Below are 21,473 nucleotides of genomic sequence, written 5' to 3'. Positions count from 1 at the left end.
CTCTTAAATCGCCAGTTTGTCACGTAGGTTGTAGTAAGCCGCGCCCATTGCCGTAAACGGAATTTGGAAGTGGCGGCCACCCGGGAAGGAGTAATGTTTCAGTGCAGCAAACGCGTCGAAACGTTCAGCGTGTCCGGTCAGAGCTTCGGCCAGCAACTTACCTGCTAGGTGAGTACACGTTACACCGTGACCGCTGTAGCCTTGTAGGTAGTAAATGTTGTCTGCAAACGAGCCAAATTGCGGCATGCGTGAGTAAGTCAGCAAGAAGTTACCTGTCCAGGTGTAATCAATCTTGATGCCTTTCAATTGTGGGAAGACTTTCTCCATCTTCGGACGAATCAATGCTTCAATGTTTTCTGGGTCACGTGCGCCGTAAACCACGCCACCTCCGAACAACAAACGCTTGTCGGCGGTTAAGCGGAAGTAGTCAAGCAAGTAGTTACAGTCCTCAACGCAGTAGTCACTGGTCAGCACTTGTTTTAGCTGCTCATCACTCAAAGGCTGAGTCGCCACCACTTGTGTGCCACACGGAATCGCTTTGTTGCTGATGTTTGGTGCCAAACCACCAAGGTAGGCGTTACCTGCCAGTACCACGTACTTGCTCTTCACGCTGCCTTGCGCTGTTTTCACTACTGGGTTGATCCCTTTGTCAATCGATACGACCGCCGACTGTTCGAAGATTTGGCCACCCAGAGAAATAAACGCAGCGGCTTCACCTAACGCGAGTTTAAGCGGGTGAATGTGACCACCGCGCATATCCAACAAGCCACCAGTGTACACTTTGGTCCCTACCGCTTGTTCTACTTCTCCTGCGTCAAGCAGAGTCAGTTGGTCGTTGCCGTAACGCTCCCAGTTCTTCTTATGCTCTTCTAGCCCTTTGAGTTGTTTACTATTCAGTGCCGTGAACAAACCACCTTGCTTGTAATCACAGTTGATGTCGTATTTGTCGATCAGACCACGGATGATATCGCCGCCTTCAAAAATCATATCGCACAGAGCTTTGGCTTGGTTTTGGTCGTAACGGCTTTCAATCACGTCAACATCTCGGCTGTAGCTGTTAACGATTTGGCCACCGTTACGACCAGTTGCTCCAAAGCCCACTTTTGCGCTTTCTAGCACAACGACTTTAAAACCTTTTTCTGCAAGGTGTAGTGCAGAAGAAAGACCAGAAAATCCCGCACCGACTACACACACATCGCACTCGATGTCGTTTTGCAACTGTGGGTATTCCGGCATGTTTGGCACAGAGTGCGCGTAGAACGAATCCGTATGCTTGTTCATAGAACTATTCCTTTATTTATCGTAATCGTCAGCAGGCTTAAGGATGGAGGCGAATCCAAGTGGTTTTGGTTTCGGTGAATTTTTCAATCGCGTGGAGAGACTTGTCTCGACCATTTCCGCTCATTTTGAATCCGCCAAATGGGACCGTCATATCACCTTCGTTGTAGTTGTTGACCCAAACCGAGCCGGCTTGCAGTCGTTTTGCTACGCGATGAACGCGGTTGATATTGCTGCTCCAAAGTGCAGCACCTAAGCCGTACTTCGAATCGTTAGCGATCTCAATTGCTTGCGCTTCGTCTTTGAATGGAATGACACACAGCACCGGACCAAAAATTTCCTCCTGAGCGACACGCATCTTGTTGTCGACGTTGTCTAAAATGGTTGGGGAAACAAATGCACCTTGCCCATCGACATCGCCGCCACAACGTACGTTTGCACCTTCTGATTCACCTAACGAGATGTATTCCAACACTTTTGATTTATGATCTTGATCGATAAGCGCTCCCATGGATGAACTTGGGTCCATTGGGTCTTTTGGCGTGAACGCTTTCGACGCTTGAATAACTTTTTCTAAGAACTGATCTTTGATGCTTTCGTGAACAAGCAGGCGGGTTGCCGCGACGCACACCTCACCTTGGTTGTAGAAACACCCTGCGGCGGTTTCTGCTGCTGCGCGATCTAAATCATCACAATCTTCAAACACGATGTTCGCGTTCTTGCCGCCCGCTTCTGCAAACACGCGCTTTAGGTTGCTCTCACCCGATCTGACCATCAGTTGGCCTGCAATACGCGTCGAGCCTGTGAAGGCGATGCAGTCTACGTCTTGGTGTTTCGCCAGCGCGTCGCCAGCTTCATGACCAAAACCCGTAACGACTTGGAAAACGCCTGTTGGTAAGCCCGCTTGAGAAGCAAGTTGACCTAGAAATATCGCGGTGAGAGAAGATTTTTCTGACGGTTTTAGAATCACGCTGTTACCAGCGGCTAAAGCAGGACCAAGCTTCCAGCACGCAAGCCAAAGGGGGAAGTTCCACGGTACAACCGCAGCAACCACACCAATTGGTTGATGAGAAATAAAAGCGTGTACATCTTTTTCGGTTGGGGCAACTTCGCCGTATACTTTGTCGATTGCTTCTGCGTACCAGCGTAATGCACTCGCCGCGCCAGGAATATCGGTAGAGAAGCTGTGAGAGATAGGCTTACCGGTATCAAGCGTTTCTAGCAGAGCCAATTCTTCTTGGTTTTGATCAATCAAGTCAGCAAACTGTTTAAGCACTGCTTTGCGATGAGCTGGGCTGCTCTCGCTCCACTGACCGGATTGAAATGCTTGGCGAGCGTATGAAACCGCGAGATCAACATCTTCATTTTGGCAACGGGCGATTTCGGTGAATATCTCATCTGTTGCTGGGTTAACTACCGGGATGGTTTGCCCTGTTAAAGCGGCACTGTATTCACCGTTAATGTACGCCCTGTTTTCGATGTTTAGATTGTTTTTTAGTTCAATCCATTGCTCTTGGGTTTTCATACGCTCTCCTTGTGATCACACAAGGCAAGCCCCCACTAAAATGTGGTTGGCGTATGCGCACTTATCATTCGACAAGCCTTGTCTGTGTGATTTGTAAATCGATGGGGCTTCGTCGTATCAATAATGTACGACTCGCCCGCTGTTATGACATGAGATTGCCCTTTATATTCCAGAGTGATTTCACCCTCTAATACGGTGCCAATCTCTTCGCCTTCGTGTTTGATTTCTGCTGCACCAGTGGTTCCATAAGGTGCATATTCCTCGATCAAGAATCCGATGACTTGATCTTTGTCGCCATTCGTTACCAGTTTCATGGACACCGTCTCGCTCCCGATTTCCACAAGATCTGACGGTTTGATGACTACTTTCACTTCATCGTTCGAAGGTTGTTCAAAAGTGAAAAACTCTGATAACGATAAAGAAAATACATTAACGATTTTTTGTAGTGAGCTGACCGACGGGCTCACTTTGCCATTTTCAATGGATGAGATTGCACTGTGGGTAATACCAGCGCGCTCGGCTAGTTCCCTTTGTGACAATCCATGTTTTTTTCGTAACTGAACAATATTTTTACCAATCTCTTGATTGTCCATTCATACAGCTCCAAACGTTTAACGAGAGGTAGCCATCATAAATTCATTGAACAAAATTTGAGAGAAATGATTGGTTTTTGCTTCCCATTCTGGGTGCCACTGCACGCCAACGAAAAATTTTTGATTAGGAAGACTAAATGCTTCTACCAAGCCATCCGGGGCTTTAGCTTCTACTTGTAATAGAGGAGCAAGCTGATCGACGCCTTGGTTGTGTAGTGTGTTCACTTCAAAGAAGGTGGTATTTTCCCAATGATTTTGCACCAGCCATTGTTCAAATAAGCTCTGCTTTTGAACTAGCACAGCGTGTGCTGGCGCGTATTTTTGTTCGAAATCTTCAACAGGCGCTTCACGATGGTCATTGAAGCCGGAGTCATGAACGGCTGGGTTTAACGAGCCACCGAGTGCGACATTCATCTCTTGAAAGCCGCGGCAAATACCAAGGCACGGAATGTTTTGGTCAACCGCATGACGAATTAACGTGAATGAGAGCTCATCACGAGCTTCATCTTTGTAGCTCTCTTCGTGCGTTGCATTGTATCGATGTGGCGCAACGTTAGAGTGGCTGCCAGGAAAAAGAAAACCATCACATATGTCTAGGATGGTGGTTACGTCATCGCCCGACATGTCGGGAGCCAACATAATCGGTAGTCCTCCAAAATCCTTTATGGCGCGAAGGTAAAAGTCGTTGACCGCTTGTATCTGATAGCCACCCAACTCTTTAGCGCAGCTAACCACACCAATGATGGGTTTGTGTGTATCTGCCATGATATGTCCGTGTTCAATTTATTTAACACAAACACTACAAACCATGTACAAAATTATCAACACAGATGACCATTATTATCGTCACAACGTGATCTGAAGCACTTTTTAGGCTTCAAAACTGAATATTTATGCTCATTATATTGAACAAAACAAAATCAACTGTTACAAAATAGTTAACAGAAAGACATAAGAACCAGCCGTTAAACATCAAAAACACAGTGTAAGTACATGTTTAAATTAAAAATAACCTAAAAAACAAACAACTCGCTCAGAGTGCTGTAATTTATTTGTTAATTTGGTTATTTCTAATTTCTACTCGTCAGGCTATTTGGAGAAGAAAATGGAATCGTATCTACAGGAAGTACAAAATTTTAAACAAAAATGGCCCGATATTGAATTTATCGATCTCATCTTTACCGATATAAATGCCACCCCAAGAGGAAAACGCATCCCGATAGATGCTCTAGAAAAACTGAATAAAGGTGTTGCCCTCCCCCTTTCGACCATCACCCTAGATACCAAAGGTAACGTCGTTGAAACGGCCGGGTTGGGAGAAGATCTCGGAGAGCCAGATAATCTCTGCTATCCAATCAGCGGCACCTTAATGCCGACGGCAAAAGAACAAGTTGGTCAGCTACTGCTTAGTATGATGGATGAAACCGGGCAGCACCCTAACCCACTGTTCATCCGAAACATTCTCGCTTCTATATTGCAAACACTGCATGCTAAAGACCAATATCCTTGTGTCGCGCTCGAGCTGGAGTTCTATTTAATAGACAAAACCCGCGGCGAAAATGGCGAACCATTAACGGCAATTAACCCCACGAAAAAAACTCGAGAAAAAGATACCGAGGTTTACGACCTTGATGGACTAGATGACTACGCTGATTTCTTGGCCGACCTTAATCGAATTGCATTAGAACAAGGTTTAAACACTTCCGGAGCCCTATCTGAATCGGCACCAGGGCAGTTCGAAATCAACTTCAACCATTCTAAAGATGTACTTCGAGCATGTGATGAAATCATCATCGCAAAACGCTTGATTCGCCAGGTCGCTCATCAGCACGGATTTGACGCCACATTTATGGCGAAACCTTTTAGTGAGCAAGCGGGTAATGGCATGCACATTCATCTCAGCTTGGTTGATACAGATGGTAACAACCACTTTAGCCAATCAGACGGTCAAGCGAGCGCCTTCTTCTATCAAACCATGGCAGCGATGCTGTCACAAACATCCGATGCCATGGCCCTAATCTGTCCTAACGTTAACTCTTACCGTCGCTTTGTTCCTGGCGCTTACGTCCCGACCAAAGCCGATTGGGGAGAAAACCACCGCGGTGTTGCGTTGCGTGTGCCTATCAGCGATAGCAAAAATCGCCGTATAGAGCATCGTATAGCAGGCGCTGACGTTAACCCATACATTCTCGCTGCAGTAGTACTTTCCGCAGTATTAGCGAGTGAAAGCTACACCAAAGATCAATGTCCACCGACTCTCAGTGATGATGCAATTGAGTTACCTCTGCGTATGTCAGAAGCTCTAGAGCGACTGGAGCACAGTGAGCTAGCTCAATACATCTCAAGAGATTTTATCGATTTGTATCTAGCTTGCAAACAGAGTGAACTCGCAGAATTTGAGCGAGCGATTACTCCATTGGAAATCGACTGGATGTTGCACTCGGCATAAACAAAGGAAATGAACTTTATGACTACGCAGACCAAGGCGCTGGATGCGCCTCTTAAAATCAACTCTCAACACATTATTGTTTCTTTAATCTCGGTTGCGACGTTTGTCTTTTTTACCACAATCGGTTTGAACCATGAGGAAGGCGAAGCCTACGGATGGATGAGTCTTTTACCAACGGCGTTGGTATTGGTCTTTGCGCTGACAACACACCGAACAGTGGAAGCCCTCTTTAGCGGCGCTATTGCCGGTGTTCTTCTGCTTAACCCAACTGAAGCGGTAGAACAGATTGTTGATATTTCCATGAGTGTAATGATGGATGAAACTATTGCTTGGATCATCCTCGTTTGTGGTTTGATGGGCGGCCTAATTGCTATTTTGGAGAAAGGCGGCAGTATCTTAAGCTTCTCCGACATGCTAGTCACGAAAGTAAAAAGCCGTAAGCAATCGATGCTGATGACCTTTGCTTTAGGTATTCTGATCTTTATCGACGATTATTTGAATGCGATTGCAATTTCTTCCTCAATGAAAAAAGTTACGGACGGCTACCAAATCTCGCGTGAAAAGCTCTCATATCTTGTGGATTCAACCGCCGCACCTATCTGTATCCTCGTACCGATTTCCACTTGGGCAATTTTCTTCAGTTCGTTGCTAGAAGCAAACGGAGTAGCAGAAGCGGGAGATGGTATCAAAGCATACATTGAAGCTATTCCATACATGGCTTACGGCTGGGTAACGCTGGTGATTGTTTTGCTGGTTGCAATGGAAAAGATCCCAGATCTAGGTGCGATGAAAAAGGCAGAAAAGCGTGCGAAGAATGGTCAAGTTCGTCCAGACGGTGCAACAGATGTCGACTTTGGTCCCGATGTATCTGCACATACCAACCCAACCATGGGCCTTGTCAACTTCTTGTTACCAATGATCGTACTTGTTGCCGCAAGTTGGTATTTTGGTATCGATCTACTTGCTGGTGTTTTCGTCGCGTTAATCTTTACTATTAGCTTTTACGGCGCACAAAAACTGATCTCGATGAACGACATGTTCGAAGCTGTTTATGATGGCATTAAAGTTATGCTACTGCCGCTTGCGACCGTTATTGGTGGTTTCATGTTGAAATCGGTCAACGACTCATTGGGCGTCACGCAGTATGTCATTGAGACCGTCAGCCCTTACCTGTCAGCGTCTTACTTCCCTGCGATTATCTTTATGATTACGGGCGCGTTGGTATTTGCAACGGCATCGTCTTGGGGAACGTTTGCAGTAGCGATGCCAATTGTTCTACCTTTGGGCGAACAGCTTGGTGTGCCTCTACACTTAACCGTTGCAGCGCTGCTTTCAGCATCAGCGGCAGGGAGCCACTCTTGTTTCTTTAGTGACTCAACCGTGTTATCTGCACAAGGTTCAGGCTGTACAGCAATGCAACACGCAACCACACAGTTTCCTTATGCGTTGATTGGTATTGTTGCAACCGCGATTTTCTTCTTCATCATCGGTTAGCCCCTTTATCTAATTGCAAAGCCCTGCTCAAAAATAGCGGGGTTTTGTTCTATCAAGTCAAATGATCCTCTTAAAACGACTTTACGTCCGTTCAGTATAAAAACACTCAAAGATATACATCTGCACTCAATAAGGGTTTGGTAAACCTAATATTTTTGGTTTACGCTTAGCGAAGCGTTTATTGTGCAGCAAGGCAGCTTTTGAGTAACTTAAATGCCGCCTTAATACAGTGTTAACGGTTGGAGAGACATGAAAAAGTTAGCCCAAGAGATATGGATATTTGACGGAGATCCCGTCCAATTCTTAGGACTCCCATACACCACTCGTATGACTATTGTTAGGCTTTCTGATGGTGGCCTTTGGGTTCATAGTCCAATTAAGTTATCAAATTCGATTAGAGAGCAAATCAACAATCTAGGCCAAGTGAAATACTTAATCGCTCCTAATCATTTACACCACTTGTTCTTATCTGAATGGATATCTGCCTATCCTAGCGCAGAAGTTTATGGCACAAATGAAGTCATTAAGAAGTGCCGTGATATACACTTTCACGCTTCACTTAACCAAGGCGGTAATGCTTGGAACTCTGAGATTGAACAAGAACTATTTTCTGGCTCTCCATTAATGGAAGAGTGTGTGTTTTATCATCGACTTTCAAAGACCTTAATTGTTACTGACCTCGTCGAGAATTTTTCTGGCCAGAACTTTAACTACTGGCAGAGGTTTGTGGCTAAAGGGGCCGGTATTCTTGCTCCGAATGGAAAAATGCCTTTGGATTGGCGCCTAAGTTTTATGTTTAGCAAACAAGAGGCTCGAAAACACTTAAATAAATTGCTGTCTTGGAAACCTAATATATTGGTTATGGCTCACGGTGAAATCGTCCTTGATAATGCAGACAAGTTCTTACAGCGCTCTTTTAAGTGGCTAGTATGAGACAGCATTGAAAACTCACACAACAGAATAGACAAGAAGCTATTTTAAAACATTAGGCCCTTTTAGCTTAGTCTTAGGGGGGAATTTACAGAACTACACGTTATGTTTAACGATAAGATCCCCTGTTCCTCTTAATTGAGCATTATGCAGCAATTTAAAATTCCGTTAGAATTGCACTTCAAAAACTTCAATGCGAAGAATTCTGGACATTGATACGGACATAAGTTCAAGAGTTAACATAACGCAATAGCAATCTCTTACTAATTATTTTGCATCGAGACATTGGCATACTCCCGAAACAAACCCTTCTACTCTAAAGGTTTTGTTAATAACAGTTGCCATGCTTGTTAGTTATTCTCGTTGAACTCAGTATCTTGAAGTTGTTTGAATATATAAATTTAAAAAAAGAGACATAAGATGCACAAAAAACTCATCATTCTAAGCTTGCCTATTCTATTAGCTGCATGTGCGGCACCAAAGTATACGGTAGAAACAATCTCGAAAGAAAATCAGAGCAAGGAAATCACCATCGTAAAAGACAACGCCACGCGAGATGTTTTCTTAGATTCGATGCAAGACTGGTGTTTGGATACCGCCCATAAATGCACAGTCGTTAGCGACGGCACGCCTCCTGTAAGCTCTGAGCTAACACTTACTTACGTATCACGCTGGAGCTGGGATTTTAGAACATTTATCGCTGATGCTCAGATCAAAGCCTACAAAAATAACGAAAAAGTAGGACAAGTTGAATTTAAAGCACCAAACAGCGCGAATCCAGATAAATGGGGTAAAGACAACAAACGAATCATTTCGATGATGGATTTGTTATTCGGTAAACAAACCGTGAGTGAGGCTCAATCCAAGATTAAGCTGGGCGAAATGTAATGAGCTGAGCAATTGCCCATTTAACCAGCATCATATATTTGTAGATAAAGATAGGAATGTTTAAGTGACTGAAGTCAAAACCATTGGGCTTTTCTTTATAACCGCCATTGCAGAAATATTAGGCTGCTACTTACCTTATCTCTGGTTAAAGGAAGATAAGTCAGTTTGGCTTTTGGTACCAGCAGCGCTGTGTCTTGCTATGTTTGCTTGGCTTCTATCTTTACATCCTACCGCAACTGGCAGAGTTTATGCTGCTTACGGAGGTGTCTATATTTTTGTCGCAATTCTATGGTTGTGGTGTATCGACGGCGTTCGACCAACGCTCTGGGACATAGTGGGGGTTTCTATCGCTATGCTTGGCATGTCAATCATCATGTTTTCACCCAGAGCATCCTAAACGTAACCGAGGGAAACCCTTACGCTTATTTGGCTATGTGCTAGATTTATTGATTAATAACATTATGACGTAATTGCTACATAGCCAAAGTACGCTTGGGCTTCACCCCAAAACAACGCTATTTATAGGAGATACCAATGAACCATGCAGTGAAGGCAAGATTTGATGAGTATCCAAAACATGTGCGTATTCGGATAGAAGAGCTACGAAATACCGTCTTAACTATCGCTTCTGAATTAAAACTGGGGGAAGTTGAAGAATCTCTAAAATGGGGAGAGCCAAGCTACAGTGTGAAAACAGGTAGCCCGGTAAGGATGGATTGGAAACAGAAAACGCCTAGTCGTTATTATCTGTTCTTTAATTGCCAAACTAAGCTCGTCGACACATTCCGCGAACTGTATAGTGACTCACTTGAGTTTCAGGGTAATCGAGCAATAATTCTATCTTTATCAGCACCTTTGCCAGAAGCTTCAATCAAGACCTGTTTAGAATTAGCATTAACCTATCAAAAGCGAAAGAACTTACCTCTTTTAGGTATGTAAAATCGCTTAATAAAACTATTTACGGCCGATTAACCATATTCAACTACTCTACCTTTGTATCCTTTTTAATGCTTCCGCAGTAAAGTTTTAGATTAAGTGGTCACGTTAATAGCGCCGTAACCAAACTAGTAATATCGAAATAAAGAAGAGTTTATGAAATCAAAAATCTTGTTCTTACTTATGCTTGGAGCTCATTTCAATGCTTTTTCAGCGACGAACTATCAAGTCAATGTGGTAGTAACAGAGCCTCAATCAACATTCATTTTTCCGACTTTTGAAATATCCTCTAAAGGAAAAAGCAAAACCAGTTTTGTCGACGGCTGCACGTACTTAGGAACCCTTTCAGAACCGAGCAAAAATAGCATACAACTTGAAGCTACCATGTCATGCAACCGAGATGGCGCTACGTCAAGGATGGAAATGCCGGTATTTGTACTCAACTCCGAGGGTCAAAGCGCGAGTTATGATCTTGTAGAAAACGGGAGCGTGATGTGGAAATATTCTGTAGAAGTTAAGCCGTCACTTAAAAAGTGATATATCAGAAATACTAAAGTAACAATCAGCACTATTAACCGCCGTTTAAGTGTAATAGGTATATTCTTTACGACTTAATGACGTTACTTGTTGCCGCAAGTCTCCAACTCATGTACAAAACAGCCCTAATTTTAATAGGAGCTAAGTGGCAAGAATTTAATTGTACGTCAGGTAACTTTAGGTGATGCTGAAGGCATTACAAACGTCCTCAATCCCATCATTATTGAAGGTTTATACACTGTATTAGATACGCCTTTCACACCTGAAGAAGAAAAAGAGTTCATTACTCATTTCCCAGAACGGGGCGTGTTTACAGTCGCTTTATCCGAAAATAGCTCACAAGTCATTGGTTTCCAAAATATCGAGCCCTTTGCACAATATACAAAAGCTTTTGACCATGTTGGCATAATTGGTACGTTTGTTAGTGACGGTGCTCGTGGCCAAGGTGTGTCTAAACAGCTTTTCAAATCGACATTCGAAGTAGCCAAACAAAAGGGTTACGAAAAACTATTTGCGTACGTTCGCAGCGATAATGAGCGAGCGTTATCAGCCTATCTCAAACAAGGCTTCGAAATCGTAGGGACCGCGAAGAAGCATGCAAAAGTTCGTGGGAAATACGTAGACGAAGTCCTCATTGAGAGGTTTTTGTAGGTGTTAAGTCGCTAAACACTAAGCACGCATATAAGAACATTTGAACCAAGACTCAATTTCCGTCGTAGAAATCTCTTTTCTAAAATAGGTTATTTGAAATGAAACTGACCTCGGAAACTGAGTCAAGAATAATAGAAATGGCATGGGAAGACCGCACCCCATTTGAGGCTATCGAATTTCAATTTGGTTTGAATGAATCCGACGTGATTCAGTTTATGCGTAGCCGGCTCAAATCAAGTAGCTTTAAATTGTGGCGTAAAAGGGTTTCGGGGCGCAATACAAAACACAACAAGCTACGAAACTCAGACATCATTAGAGGTTATTGCCCAACTCAATATAAGCCGCGATAGCGAACTGCACTTGGCATAAATTTTTATTACGAATCGCAACATTTATCGCCCTACCTTTGAATCAACTCCATGATTGAAGGGGAATAGTCACCACTTAATTCAACCTAGGTGTTTCAGGGCGATAATAAATTCAATGGGAGTCATCTAAACATCCTCAGACGCCATCAAACTAATGATTCCACAGAAAAGATTAACACCAAACGCCCACTAAAAATAACTCAGATTAAGGCGTCATTTAACCCGTGTATCAATCTTCTTTTACCTTCTATTTAGGCACTAGAATCACTAACCTTCTATTTTATCTTTGAAGGCACAGATAAAAAGATGCATGATTAAAAAGGAAAAATAGCGGATAACGGTTTAACAAGCACTCGGAGCTTGGAGGCAATTTTGAACAAATTACTAATGATATTTGCGTTGGTTTCTTTACCTTGCTTGGCCTCTGATGATGTTGAAGATCCCTGCAAAGTAAAAGGCGGTGGCGTTATGGCTGGTTATCAGTGTGTAGAAAAGAAAATGGAATCTGCAGATAAAGAGCTTAACGAAAGTTACAAGGAAGCAATCGCTAGAATAGGTGAGGAAGAAAAAGCACTAAGGGAAACATGGTCTCAGACCGAACTGGTAGAGCCATTTCGAAAGGCCCAAAGAGCTTGGCTAAAATACAGAGACGCCGAATGTGAATTTACGGGCCTGTCTTCCACACCCTCACCCTGGCAAGGTGTCCAGATTGAAGAATGTAAGTTAAGAATGACGTTAGAACGCGTCGAATACTTCAATGGTGTATACGTAGGCTAAACGGATTACATCTAACAAAGCATTTCAAGAAGATTCGCAACTCTTGGTAATTTCAGTTTAAATGTACTCTGTGTTTAAGATGCAAGCGTTCAGGTTGTGCGTAAAGCTTATATGGGTGTGAAATAATTATGGAAAAAGACGATTTAGTTGGGCTAGTAGTTAAGTATTTCGAGAAAATAGATGCCGGTGATCCTAGCTATCTGGATCTATTCTCAGAGGATGTTGACTTTTTCTTTCCTAAATTTGGGCAAGCGAAAGGAAAGAGTGCCTTAGTGGAGTTTGGCAATAGGATTGGTAGCTCGTTGATTAGTATCTGGCACGACATAGACGGCTTTCAAATAACGACTGCTGGAAACAAGGTCATTGTTGAAGGACAGGAAGGCGGCGTAATGAGTGATGGTACCTCTTGGCCGGACAACAAAGTTTCCACAGGGCGTTTTTGTAGTGTATTTGAGTTTGAAGGAAAAATGATAAGTCGTATGTTTGTGTACGTAGATCCTGACTTCCCGAGTCGAGATTTTGAGAGAATTTCCGTGCTGTCAGGCGAGAGCAACGTGCGACAAACTGTTCAAGCCTGAATACTACCGTTACCGCATAGCATCTTTGTTATGCGGTAGTATTCGTAGTTAAGGTGTGTTGAGGGCTTTGATATCGCTTTACTCACACCTTATCAGTGCGTTAGCCACATTCCCTTACTGATAGAAATGCTACTTTCTTCAATCGTCCTGTATTATGATAATGAAAAAGATTGCATTAATTTTAAGATTAAAATGAACCAAAAATTTTTTCTAAAACTACTCCCTGTCCCTTTTCTTCTAGCCGGTTGCCAGTCTACGCAAAGCCAGCTACAGCCTATACCTGAAAACGTATTATCAAACCTATCGACTCAATGGGCAGTGGTAGAGGCCTGTTTTCATTCCGATGCTTATAGCTTAGAGCAATCGGTAAACTATCGAGAGGCCATTAACTATTCTTTTTCTACTTGGCTAGTCGATCAGTCCGATATCGATCAGTCGGTAAATGAAGCTCGTGTAGCGTTATCAGAATATCAGTCTCAGAATGATGGTTTAGGAACAACATGTAAGGATTGGCACCTACCCCTAGAATCTGGATTGCGAGAAGTTAACAATCATAAGAATCAAGTGGCGATAGACCAGCAGCGAGCACATGAAATACATAAAGCAAACGCTTCTAAACCTGTGACGTATTCAACACCAGCATCTACTTCGACTAGTAATGTTGTTCACTGTTACAAATTGGAAGACGTTAGCTTGAATAAGAACATTCAAACCTTTAATGGAATGATATGCCCTATAGGCTGGCTTAAATATTATGGCTATTAATGTATTTGATTAATACAGCACTTAAGAATGAACTCTAAGTTTAATTTTTAGTTCAAGATTGGGTTTCTTGTTTACAATGTTATGTTTCCAGTTGGATTACCGTATTCGAATAGATTGACGAAGTTAATCAATATATGTGTATTGATGCTTACTTTTTATCGAGTTATCTTTGTTTGATAGCCATTAAAACGAGTAAGGAAACAAAGTGACTGTGTTAACAAAAGGCATACACCACGTAGGTTTAACCGTATCTAACCTAGAAGCAAGCGCGAAGTTTTTCACTGAACAATTAGGTTGGAGTGAAGTAAAAAGAAATCCAGACTACCCGGCAATATTTGTGAGTGATGGGCATATCATGCTTACACTATGGGCGGCTAAGGCTGATGCCGCCACTCCATTTGACAGAAAAACGAATATTGGTTTGCATCACTTAGCTTTACTCGTAGAGACTGAGAAGCAACTCGATGAGTTGCGTGATCAATTTATGGCGTCGGGAATCGAAATTGAGTTTGGTCCCGAGCTTGTTAAAACAGGACCCGCAAAACATTTAATGTGTTACGACCCAAGTGGTATTAGGGTTGAGTTTTTCTGGGCGGGCTCATAAAACAAACATAACAAAGTTTTATAATAGGGATTTGGCACACATGGCATTGTTAGTTTGCACCGCCTTTGGTGTTTAAGGTGCTCAGTAGAAGCTTGCGTATTGAATGCCCCTCCCCTCCTACTACACATTTTGCGACTTACGAGTAAGTCCAAAAGGATAAATGTTATGTATAAAATCGGCGTTGTTTTATTTGATGATTTCACGGATGTCGATTTCTTTCTTATGTATGACTTGCTGGGGCGCACAACCGACAGTTGGACAGTAAGTATACTTGGAACTAAATCTGAACATCATTCCCACCTCGGTATGAAAGTTAAAACAGACGGACACCTTTCTGAGGTGACGAATCAAGATGTCGTTCTTATTACAAGCGGCAAACGGGGTATTCCAGCCGCTTTAAAAGATGCTGAATTTATGTCAGCGTTGAATCTTGATCCAAATAGGCAGCTAATAGGTTCGATTTGTGCGGGATCATTCATCCTCCATGAACTCGGTTTACTAAAAGGCAAGCGATTAACAACAAACCCAGATGCAAAGGACGTTCTACAACGTATGGGAGGAGATGTTCAGGATCTACCTCTCGTGATAGACGGTAATGTAGCGACGGCCGGTGGCTGCCTTTCACTGATGTATCTAATTGGCTGGTTAACAGAGCGGCTATTTGACTCAAACAAACGAAAAGCTATACAAAATCAATTGATACCTGCTGGGCAATTAGAGCTGTTTGAAGAGCTTATTGCCACAACTATTCAATCAGCAGAGTTAGCAAGCTCGGATAACAAGGCGTTAAATAATCATTCATAACATGTGGTGTTTTACATTACGTTAGTTTTAGTGTTTAGGGTAAGTCACACATCAGTCTTGTGTGACTTACCCTTGAACATAACGCAACTTGGGGAAATTAACTTACAGGGAGTAAATCAATTGGTAAAAATGTACGGTTCTGAAGAGACAAGAGCGTTTTGCTGTAATTGTAAAGAAATAACGCTACATCGGTACGAAAGCTTCTCTAAAGCGCAGGAAAAGACCGAGAAAAAAGCTAAAGGTTTCTTCTCTGGTCTATTTGCAGCAATAATTAGCTCATTAATGGAAGGCGAAGCGACTGGTGACTACAAATGTACAATATGCGGCACCAATCTTCACACGCCAGATAATTTAGATTAATAGTCAGTGTCTCTAATGCCACGGCTAGTGGCACGCAACATAATTTATAGACGGCTCTAGTGGGTTTGAAGCGTATACACCTTATGCATTGCATTTAGGGTTTTGAGGTTGTGTTGCGGATCAAGTAGTGCGCTTTTATCTCTAACAAGGGGCTAAAGCAGAGCAAAAACAAGGGACAAGAAAAGAAGTAGTTTTACTTGAGTATCAATGAATTACAGACACAAAAAAGCCCACCAAAAGGTGGGCTTTTTTAAAATTTGGTGGGTCCGGGCGAACTCGAATCGCCGACCCCTACCATGTCAAGGTAGTACTCTAACCAACTGAGCTACGGACCCAAATTTTTTATGTTCCTAACCATTCAATTCAGAATGGTGCGTCCGAGTGGACTCGAACCACCGACCCCCGCCATGTCAAGGCGATACTCTAACCAGCTGAGCTACGGACGCATTTCTCTGGAACGACGAGGATATTAGCTATAAGCGAACGGTGGTGCAAGCACAAATTTACCAACTTTGAACCGTTTGGCGAAAATGTAAACTCAACACGCGTTTTCAGATGATTTTATCAGCAAAGCTGAATCTTTCATGGATTAAAAGTGTGATCTATATAACTTTTATTATCTCACTTAATTGTCGTAAGGCACTTCACTGAGCATCCAAATCTGTAAGATTTGCGATACCTTAGGGCAAGTGCCGAACAAAATCTGATATTTAGGTTTAAATGGTTCGCCGATATAGGTTGTACGGATCAACTCTCCTGTTTTGACGTCTACTTGAGTGCTCACCCTGCCTTTGAAGTTTTGAAATATGACAAACTGCTCACTGTGGTAAACCATTTGCTCTCGGTAAAACAAGAAATGATCTTGGGGTGTCTCTGTCAATTCACACTCCAGTGGTTTCAAATTAGGTATCGCACTAACATTCGATGCGATGAACAACGCCGATAAAATCCATCCGTATCGCATATGGCTGCCCTATTCTGCCCTCTTTTTCAAAGTATAGGCCCTGCCTTGATGACTGATACAAAAAAGGCTTTGATCATCTCTAATCAAAGCCCCTTGTTTCTGCTGGTTAATTGTCGTGTTTAGTCGTCCGCCTCAAACACAACGTTATAATTTTCGGTGTATGTACAATTCGGCTGACGGCTACAAGTAAAGAAACGTCTCCCTTTGAACTCACCTTGGCTTGCGGTTTTAATGATCATCGGACTGCCGCATTTTTTACAAAAACGCACTTCTTTATCGGGCTCAATCAAATCAATGTGTGCCGCAAGCAAACGACGTAATCGCCCAACTTGATAACTGTGCTTTATCGAGGCGCCAATTAAAGGCAGGTTGGCCGTCTTACAAACATGAATCAATAACTTTTGTCTTTCTATCTTACCCTTGTTTAGCTCCTGCCCATTATCCAATTCAACGATAACGCGCGGCTCTAGTGTCCTTGGGTCACAAATAACGTAATCAAAATAGCTTCGAGATATACGATTGTTCGCGACAAAAAACTGCTTCTTATTTTTGATTTCTTTTGGCGTAACCAAACTGGACATGTTTACTTTCGCGAATACTACGGCATGCTCCCCTACCGCCGCTCTTAACGCATTATAGAACGCACCCTCTTGACCTCTGAGCAGAGGGCCTTTCGAGCGATAAGGATAATCACGCGTGTCATCGTGCTTAATCACGTACTTTTGAATAACAAAGAAGAATAAAACCAGAAGAACAACAATGATAAAAATGTTGGTCATAAATAAAGTGCATCCAAAACAACTCGTTGCTCAAAGCGTAAATGGAAATGTTATGCAGAGCAACAAAACCTCGCAATTTTGAGGCGCCACGACGATAGCAAGAAACAGAAAATTTTGCTCACCAATAAAAACGAGCCAATCACACACTTGGATTGGCTCGTTTAAATTTTGTTAATACATTATGTATGCTAAGAATCAACTATTAGCGTCTGGCTGATTCTCTGGCATCGCATCAATAAAAGCTGGCAGTTGATTGCATGACTGCACAACAGCGTTAATGGTTGGATAAAGAGAAGTATCTACACCAAAGCGTTGTGCGTTATAAAATTGTGGTACCAGACAAATATCGACAATAGATGGCGAGCTTGTCAGGCTAAACTTGCAATCACCATTTAGTTTACGATGCTTCTGAAGTTTCTCTTCTAATGCTGTAAAACCTTTGTGGATCCAGTGATGAATCCAAGCGACTTTGCGCTCTGGTTCGCAAGCTAGCTCCCCCTCTAAATACTGTAGAACTCTTAAGTTATTCAGGGGATGAATCTCCATTGCAATATCCTGAGCCAAAGCTAGCGCTTGGTATCGAAGCGGCGTTTGCTCGGGGATCACAGTGACATCCGGGTAGTGTTCTTCTAAGTATTGAATGATCGCCAGTGACTGGGTTAACTGAACCTCCCCATCCACCAGCAAAGGAACCAGTTCAGAAGCGTTTAACTCATGGTACTCGTCACTGTGTTGTTCGCCACCATTGCGCACCAAGTGTACCGATTTTGAATCATACGATAACTCTTTAAGATTCAAGCAAATACGCACACGATACGCCGCCGATGATCGCCAGTATCCGTATAAAATCATGCTATCGCTCATATCGTCTCCCAACCAGCATTGTTAGTGCTTGAGATATTGGCTAACTTGTTGGTCAATCGAGCCGAATATGTTGTTGCCATCCGCATCGAACATTTCCAATCTGATTGAATCTCCAAACGACATGAAGTTAGTCGACGGCTTACCATCACGAATGGTTTCAATCATGCGAACTTCCGCGATACATGAATAGCCAACGCCACCTTCTTCAATAGAAGTGCCATGTTCCGTTCCCTGCTTGTTGGATACCGTACCTGAGCCTATAATCGCCCCAGCAGATAGCGGGCGCGTTTTAGTCGCGTGAACAATTAAGTCTGCGAAATCAAACGTCATATCGATACCTGCATTCGGGCGACCAAACGGCTTGTGGTTGTAGGTCGAGACCAATGGTAAATGCACTTTGTTTTCGTACCACGCATCGCCTAGTTCGTCTGGTGTTACTGCCACAGGAGAAAACGCAGAAGAAGGTTTAGATTGGAAAAAACCAAACCCTTTAGCTAATTCTGCGGGAATTAGCCCACGTAGTGAGACATCATTCACCAGCATGATCAAACGAATCGACTCCTGAGCCTCTGCAACACTCGCGCCCATTGGTACGTCACCAGTGACCACAGCCACTTCACCTTCGAAATCAATACCCCATTCATCACTCGCAAACTCGATGTTGTCACAAGGACCAATAAAGGCATCAGAGCCTCCTTGGTACATCAACGGATCCGTCCAAAAACTCTCTGGCATTTCAGCGCCGCGAGCTTTTCGAACCAACTCAACGTGGTTTACGTAAGCACTGCCATCAGCCCACTGATAAGCGCGAGGAAGCGGCGACTCGCAGTAGTGCGCTTCAAACTCTTCATACCCTGCAACCGTGCCATTGTTCAGTGCAACGTATAGCTCTTCCAGTTGCGGTGCTAGCGTATCCCAGTTATCAAGTGCCACCTGCATCGTCGGTGCTAAGTTCATGGGGTGGAAAATTTCTGTCGCTGGTACGCAGCGCGTTAAGTCTTTGCTCACGACCATCAACAAACCGTCACGAGTGCCATTTTTCTTGGTTGCTAATTTCATCCTTGCCTCTTACTTCTCTTGCCAGCTATAGACGTATTCTTTGTTTTCTACTTTTTCCAGCTCATCCGAAAACTGAAGTGCGTGACGCGTATCAATCATGACCGCGACTTCGTCGGCAAAAGTCTTCTTATGCTCTCGCCCTGCCTTGAAAGCTTTCGGGTGAGGGCCATGTGTAAAACCTGCTGGATGGAATGTCACCATACCCGCTTCAATGTTGTCACGACTAAAGAAGTCACCTGCATGGTAGAACAAGACTTCGTCATAATCGTCATTGTTGTGGTAGAACGGTACTTTGAGCGCTCCAGGATCACTTTCAATTGGACGAGGAACGAAGGTGCACACCACAAATCCTGCTCCTACAAATGTAGTATGTGCAGAAGGCGGTAAATGGTAACGATGTGACATAAGTGGACGAATATCACGCCAGTTCACTTTTACTACCGCCAAATCACCATGCCACCCAATCGCATCCAGCGGGTTGAATGGGTAAGTGATAACACTGACTTTATCGTGGCGTTTCACCTGAACCTGTGTTTGATTCTCAGAATATTGAGCACGGAACTGATCGTTGATCGACGGCGTTTCTAAAACCGCCGGATCAAACACCGCGTGGTTTCCAACCATGCCTTTTTCGGGCAATGTATAAGCCGCATCGGTGTTTTCAATCATCAGAATGAACATCGGCTCGCTTGGTTCTAAACGCCAGCTCGTTGAGCGCGGGATCATGACATAATCCCCTTCGCTCACTTTCAAATGACCATAATCACAGTAGAGATCTGCCGTACCTTGGTGGATGAATAGCAGTTCGTCGCCATCTGCATTTCTCACCAAGAAGTCCATTTTTTCATCCATACGCCAAACACGAACTTTACAATTCGCGTTGTGTAATAGATGCGGGACTGCCCAAGGGGTAATATGGCTGGCTTTTTCGACTAGATTAAAATCAAACGCTCGTGGACGTAGCTCGCCCTCCCACTCAGACCACCCCGTTGGGGCATGTTGATGATGAAAATGTGTTGCGGGGCCGAAGAAGCCACTTCGACCTGCCTCACGTTCATAAATTGCCTCTTCCGGGAAGTCAGCATGTGCTTGTTTAGAGCACACTCCCTCCCGGTGAGGGAATGTGATCCATTTATGCATCGCTCAATACTCCTCGGCGAATTTGGTCTTCTTCTATCGATTCAAACAACGCTTTGAAGTTACCCTCGCCAAAGCCTTCATTGCCTTTACGTTGGATGATTTCGAAGAACACAGGGCCGATAACGGTTTGAGTAAAGATCTGTAGCAAGATGCCATCTTTCGTTGGTGCACCATCAATAAGAATCTGCAAATCACGAAGCTTGCTTACATCTTCACCGTGGCCTTCAACACGCTGATCGACTTTCTCGTAATAAGTATCTGGCGTTGGCATAAAGTCCATGCCTCGCTCACGCAAGGTTTTGACCGTTTCGTAGATGTCGTCAGTGGTCAATGCGATGTGTTGAATACCTTCGCCATTGTATTCACGGATAAACTCTTCAATCTGTGATTTATCATCTGACGACTCATTGATAGGAATTCGGATTTTGCCGCAAGGTGCGGTCATCGCACGGCTGACAAGACCAGTCAACTTACCTTCGATATCGAAATAACGAATTTCGCGGAAGTTACCAATGCGCTCATAGAAACCAGACCAGACATCCATGTTGCCTTGCTTAACGTTGTGCGTTAAGTGGTCGATTTCGTAAAGACCAACATTCGCTTTTGATAAACGTTCATCAGCATCATCATAAAAACGAAAATCGACATCATAAATACTCTGCTTTCCATAACGGTCGACAAAATAAAGCAAGCTTTCACCGATGCCATAAATAGCAGGAATGCTTAGCTCCATCGGCCCAATTTCCGTTTTATATTCTTTACCGCCTTTCTCTAACGCATGCGCCAGAGCAACGGTGGCGTCTTTCACACGAAATGCCATGCCACAAACCGACGGACCGTGAACTTTGGCGAATCCCTCAGCTTGGCTATGCGGCTGCGCATTCACAATAAAGCTAATGTCACCTTGTCGATATAACCACGCTTCTTTTGAGCGATGCTTTGCAATCTCCGCAAAACCTAACGATATAAACAGATCTTTAAGCTGTTGAATGCCTTTGTTGTCAGCAGCAGTATATTCAACAAACTCAAATCCGTCTGTTCCTAGTGGGTTATATGCATCAACCATGACTTTCTCCTTGTCTCAGTAGCTTTTGTTTGGACTTATTTTTCTAACTTGGCGCAGGTCTTGA

The 21,473-nt window shown here is 43.5% G+C and carries 25 protein-coding genes and 2 tRNA genes; 15 read left to right on the top strand and 12 right to left on the bottom strand.

Annotation, left to right across the window (positions count from 1 at the left end; translation table 11 throughout):
• Positions 1 to 3: 3 nt before the first annotated feature.
• The 4 genes from R7F07_RS10360 to R7F07_RS10345 are packed head-to-tail and all read right to left on the bottom strand — an operon-like array spanning position 4 to position 4,161.
• Positions 4 to 1,281, bottom strand: a complete 1,278-nt coding sequence (locus R7F07_RS10360; RefSeq protein ID WP_054574096.1) for an NAD(P)/FAD-dependent oxidoreductase — start codon at positions 1,279 to 1,281, stop codon at positions 4 to 6.
• Between the two features lie 37 nt (positions 1,282 to 1,318).
• A complete protein-coding gene (locus R7F07_RS10355) occupies positions 1,319 to 2,803 on the bottom strand; it encodes an aldehyde dehydrogenase (RefSeq protein WP_005377812.1) in 1,485 nt (494 codons plus the stop codon).
• Between the two features lie 35 nt (positions 2,804 to 2,838).
• Positions 2,839 to 3,396 carry an HTH-type transcriptional regulator PuuR gene (gene puuR / locus R7F07_RS10350; RefSeq protein WP_005377813.1) on the bottom strand — a complete coding sequence of 186 codons (558 nt, stop codon included), beginning with the start codon at positions 3,394 to 3,396 and terminating at the stop codon, positions 2,839 to 2,841.
• An 18-nt stretch (positions 3,397 to 3,414) separates the two neighbouring features.
• Entirely contained in the window at positions 3,415 to 4,161 is a 747-nt protein-coding gene (locus tag R7F07_RS10345) for a gamma-glutamyl-gamma-aminobutyrate hydrolase family protein (protein ID WP_005377814.1), read from the bottom strand.
• 340 nt (positions 4,162 to 4,501) lie between these two features.
• Here R7F07_RS10345 and R7F07_RS10340 point away from each other — a divergent pair, with 340 nt between their 5' ends.
• The 15 genes from R7F07_RS10340 (at position 4,502) to R7F07_RS10270 (ending at position 15,537) form a co-directional block, all read left to right on the top strand.
• On the top strand, positions 4,502 to 5,845 hold the full coding sequence (locus tag R7F07_RS10340; RefSeq protein WP_005377815.1) for a glutamine synthetase family protein: 1,344 nt from the start codon (positions 4,502 to 4,504) through the stop codon (positions 5,843 to 5,845).
• A gap of 18 nt (positions 5,846 to 5,863) precedes the next feature.
• Positions 5,864 to 7,339, top strand: a complete 1,476-nt coding sequence (locus R7F07_RS10335; protein WP_005377816.1) for a Na+/H+ antiporter NhaC family protein — start codon at positions 5,864 to 5,866, stop codon at positions 7,337 to 7,339.
• A 249-nt stretch (positions 7,340 to 7,588) separates the two neighbouring features.
• Positions 7,589 to 8,272 carry a DUF4336 domain-containing protein gene (locus tag R7F07_RS10330; protein WP_054577890.1) on the top strand — a complete coding sequence of 228 codons (684 nt, stop codon included), beginning with the start codon at positions 7,589 to 7,591 and terminating at the stop codon, positions 8,270 to 8,272.
• 417 nt (positions 8,273 to 8,689) lie between these two features.
• The gene (locus tag R7F07_RS10325) at positions 8,690 to 9,157 is read left to right on the top strand and encodes an Sbal_3080 family lipoprotein (RefSeq protein WP_005385757.1); all 468 of its coding nucleotides are present in this window, start codon (positions 8,690 to 8,692) and stop codon (positions 9,155 to 9,157) included.
• 64 nt (positions 9,158 to 9,221) lie between these two features.
• Positions 9,222 to 9,554 carry a YnfA family protein gene (locus tag R7F07_RS10320; RefSeq protein WP_171343233.1) on the top strand — a complete coding sequence of 111 codons (333 nt, stop codon included), beginning with the start codon at positions 9,222 to 9,224 and terminating at the stop codon, positions 9,552 to 9,554.
• A 137-nt stretch (positions 9,555 to 9,691) separates the two neighbouring features.
• Positions 9,692 to 10,096 carry a DUF1801 domain-containing protein gene (locus R7F07_RS10315; RefSeq protein WP_171343234.1) on the top strand — a complete coding sequence of 135 codons (405 nt, stop codon included), beginning with the start codon at positions 9,692 to 9,694 and terminating at the stop codon, positions 10,094 to 10,096.
• A 153-nt stretch (positions 10,097 to 10,249) separates the two neighbouring features.
• Complete coding sequence (locus tag R7F07_RS10310; protein ID WP_171343235.1) at positions 10,250 to 10,630, top strand: hypothetical protein; 381 nt, start codon at positions 10,250 to 10,252, stop codon at positions 10,628 to 10,630.
• A gap of 159 nt (positions 10,631 to 10,789) precedes the next feature.
• Complete coding sequence (locus tag R7F07_RS10305) at positions 10,790 to 11,281, top strand: GNAT family N-acetyltransferase (RefSeq protein ID WP_171343263.1); 492 nt, start codon at positions 10,790 to 10,792, stop codon at positions 11,279 to 11,281.
• A 98-nt stretch (positions 11,282 to 11,379) separates the two neighbouring features.
• Complete coding sequence (locus R7F07_RS10300) at positions 11,380 to 11,631, top strand: TIGR03643 family protein (protein WP_005377824.1); 252 nt, start codon at positions 11,380 to 11,382, stop codon at positions 11,629 to 11,631.
• A 405-nt stretch (positions 11,632 to 12,036) separates the two neighbouring features.
• Positions 12,037 to 12,426 (top strand): lysozyme inhibitor LprI family protein, encoded by a 390-nt coding sequence (locus R7F07_RS10295; protein WP_017820912.1) that lies wholly within the window; start codon positions 12,037 to 12,039, stop codon positions 12,424 to 12,426.
• A 128-nt stretch (positions 12,427 to 12,554) separates the two neighbouring features.
• Entirely contained in the window at positions 12,555 to 13,004 is a 450-nt protein-coding gene (locus tag R7F07_RS10290) for a nuclear transport factor 2 family protein (protein ID WP_005377826.1), read from the top strand.
• Positions 13,005 to 13,196: 192 nt separating this feature from the next.
• Positions 13,197 to 13,769 carry a hypothetical protein gene (locus R7F07_RS10285; RefSeq protein WP_225466652.1) on the top strand — a complete coding sequence of 191 codons (573 nt, stop codon included), beginning with the start codon at positions 13,197 to 13,199 and terminating at the stop codon, positions 13,767 to 13,769.
• 205 nt (positions 13,770 to 13,974) lie between these two features.
• Positions 13,975 to 14,373, top strand: coding sequence for a VOC family protein (locus R7F07_RS10280; RefSeq protein ID WP_017820909.1), 399 nt, complete (start codon positions 13,975 to 13,977; stop codon positions 14,371 to 14,373).
• A gap of 165 nt (positions 14,374 to 14,538) precedes the next feature.
• Entirely contained in the window at positions 14,539 to 15,177 is a 639-nt protein-coding gene (locus R7F07_RS10275; protein ID WP_085569516.1) for a DJ-1/PfpI family protein, read from the top strand.
• 129 nt (positions 15,178 to 15,306) lie between these two features.
• Complete coding sequence (locus R7F07_RS10270) at positions 15,307 to 15,537, top strand: hypothetical protein (protein WP_171343264.1); 231 nt, start codon at positions 15,307 to 15,309, stop codon at positions 15,535 to 15,537.
• Positions 15,538 to 15,795: 258 nt separating this feature from the next.
• Here the strand turns inward: R7F07_RS10270 and R7F07_RS10265 are convergent.
• The 8 genes from R7F07_RS10265 to hppD form a co-directional block, all read right to left on the bottom strand.
• Positions 15,796 to 15,872 (bottom strand) — tRNA-Val (locus tag R7F07_RS10265).
• 34 nt (positions 15,873 to 15,906) lie between these two features.
• Positions 15,907 to 15,983, bottom strand: a tRNA-Val gene (locus R7F07_RS10260).
• A gap of 179 nt (positions 15,984 to 16,162) precedes the next feature.
• Positions 16,163 to 16,501 (bottom strand): hypothetical protein, encoded by a 339-nt coding sequence (locus tag R7F07_RS10255; RefSeq protein ID WP_085569546.1) that lies wholly within the window; start codon positions 16,499 to 16,501, stop codon positions 16,163 to 16,165.
• Positions 16,502 to 16,620: 119 nt separating this feature from the next.
• Entirely contained in the window at positions 16,621 to 17,280 is a 660-nt protein-coding gene (locus tag R7F07_RS10250; protein WP_005377831.1) for a DUF2726 domain-containing protein, read from the bottom strand.
• Positions 17,281 to 17,475: 195 nt separating this feature from the next.
• Positions 17,476 to 18,144 carry a maleylacetoacetate isomerase gene (maiA, locus tag R7F07_RS10245; protein ID WP_005377832.1) on the bottom strand — a complete coding sequence of 223 codons (669 nt, stop codon included), beginning with the start codon at positions 18,142 to 18,144 and terminating at the stop codon, positions 17,476 to 17,478.
• A gap of 21 nt (positions 18,145 to 18,165) precedes the next feature.
• On the bottom strand, positions 18,166 to 19,203 hold the full coding sequence (locus R7F07_RS10240; protein WP_025766743.1) for a fumarylacetoacetate hydrolase family protein: 1,038 nt from the start codon (positions 19,201 to 19,203) through the stop codon (positions 18,166 to 18,168).
• A 9-nt stretch (positions 19,204 to 19,212) separates the two neighbouring features.
• Positions 19,213 to 20,343, bottom strand: coding sequence for a homogentisate 1,2-dioxygenase (locus R7F07_RS10235; RefSeq protein WP_042521907.1), 1,131 nt, complete (start codon positions 20,341 to 20,343; stop codon positions 19,213 to 19,215).
• The gene (gene hppD / locus R7F07_RS10230; RefSeq protein ID WP_005388950.1) at positions 20,336 to 21,409 is read right to left on the bottom strand and encodes a 4-hydroxyphenylpyruvate dioxygenase; all 1,074 of its coding nucleotides are present in this window, start codon (positions 21,407 to 21,409) and stop codon (positions 20,336 to 20,338) included. The genes R7F07_RS10235 and hppD overlap by 8 nt, the downstream gene beginning before the upstream one ends.
• Positions 21,410 to 21,473 lie beyond the last annotated feature (64 nt).

The sequence above is a fragment of the Vibrio sp. YT-16 genome, from assembly GCF_033337405.1.
Taxonomy (GTDB): Bacteria; Pseudomonadota; Gammaproteobacteria; order Enterobacterales; family Vibrionaceae; genus Vibrio; species Vibrio alginolyticus.
This window is presented reverse-complemented; position numbering and strand designations above follow the sequence as displayed.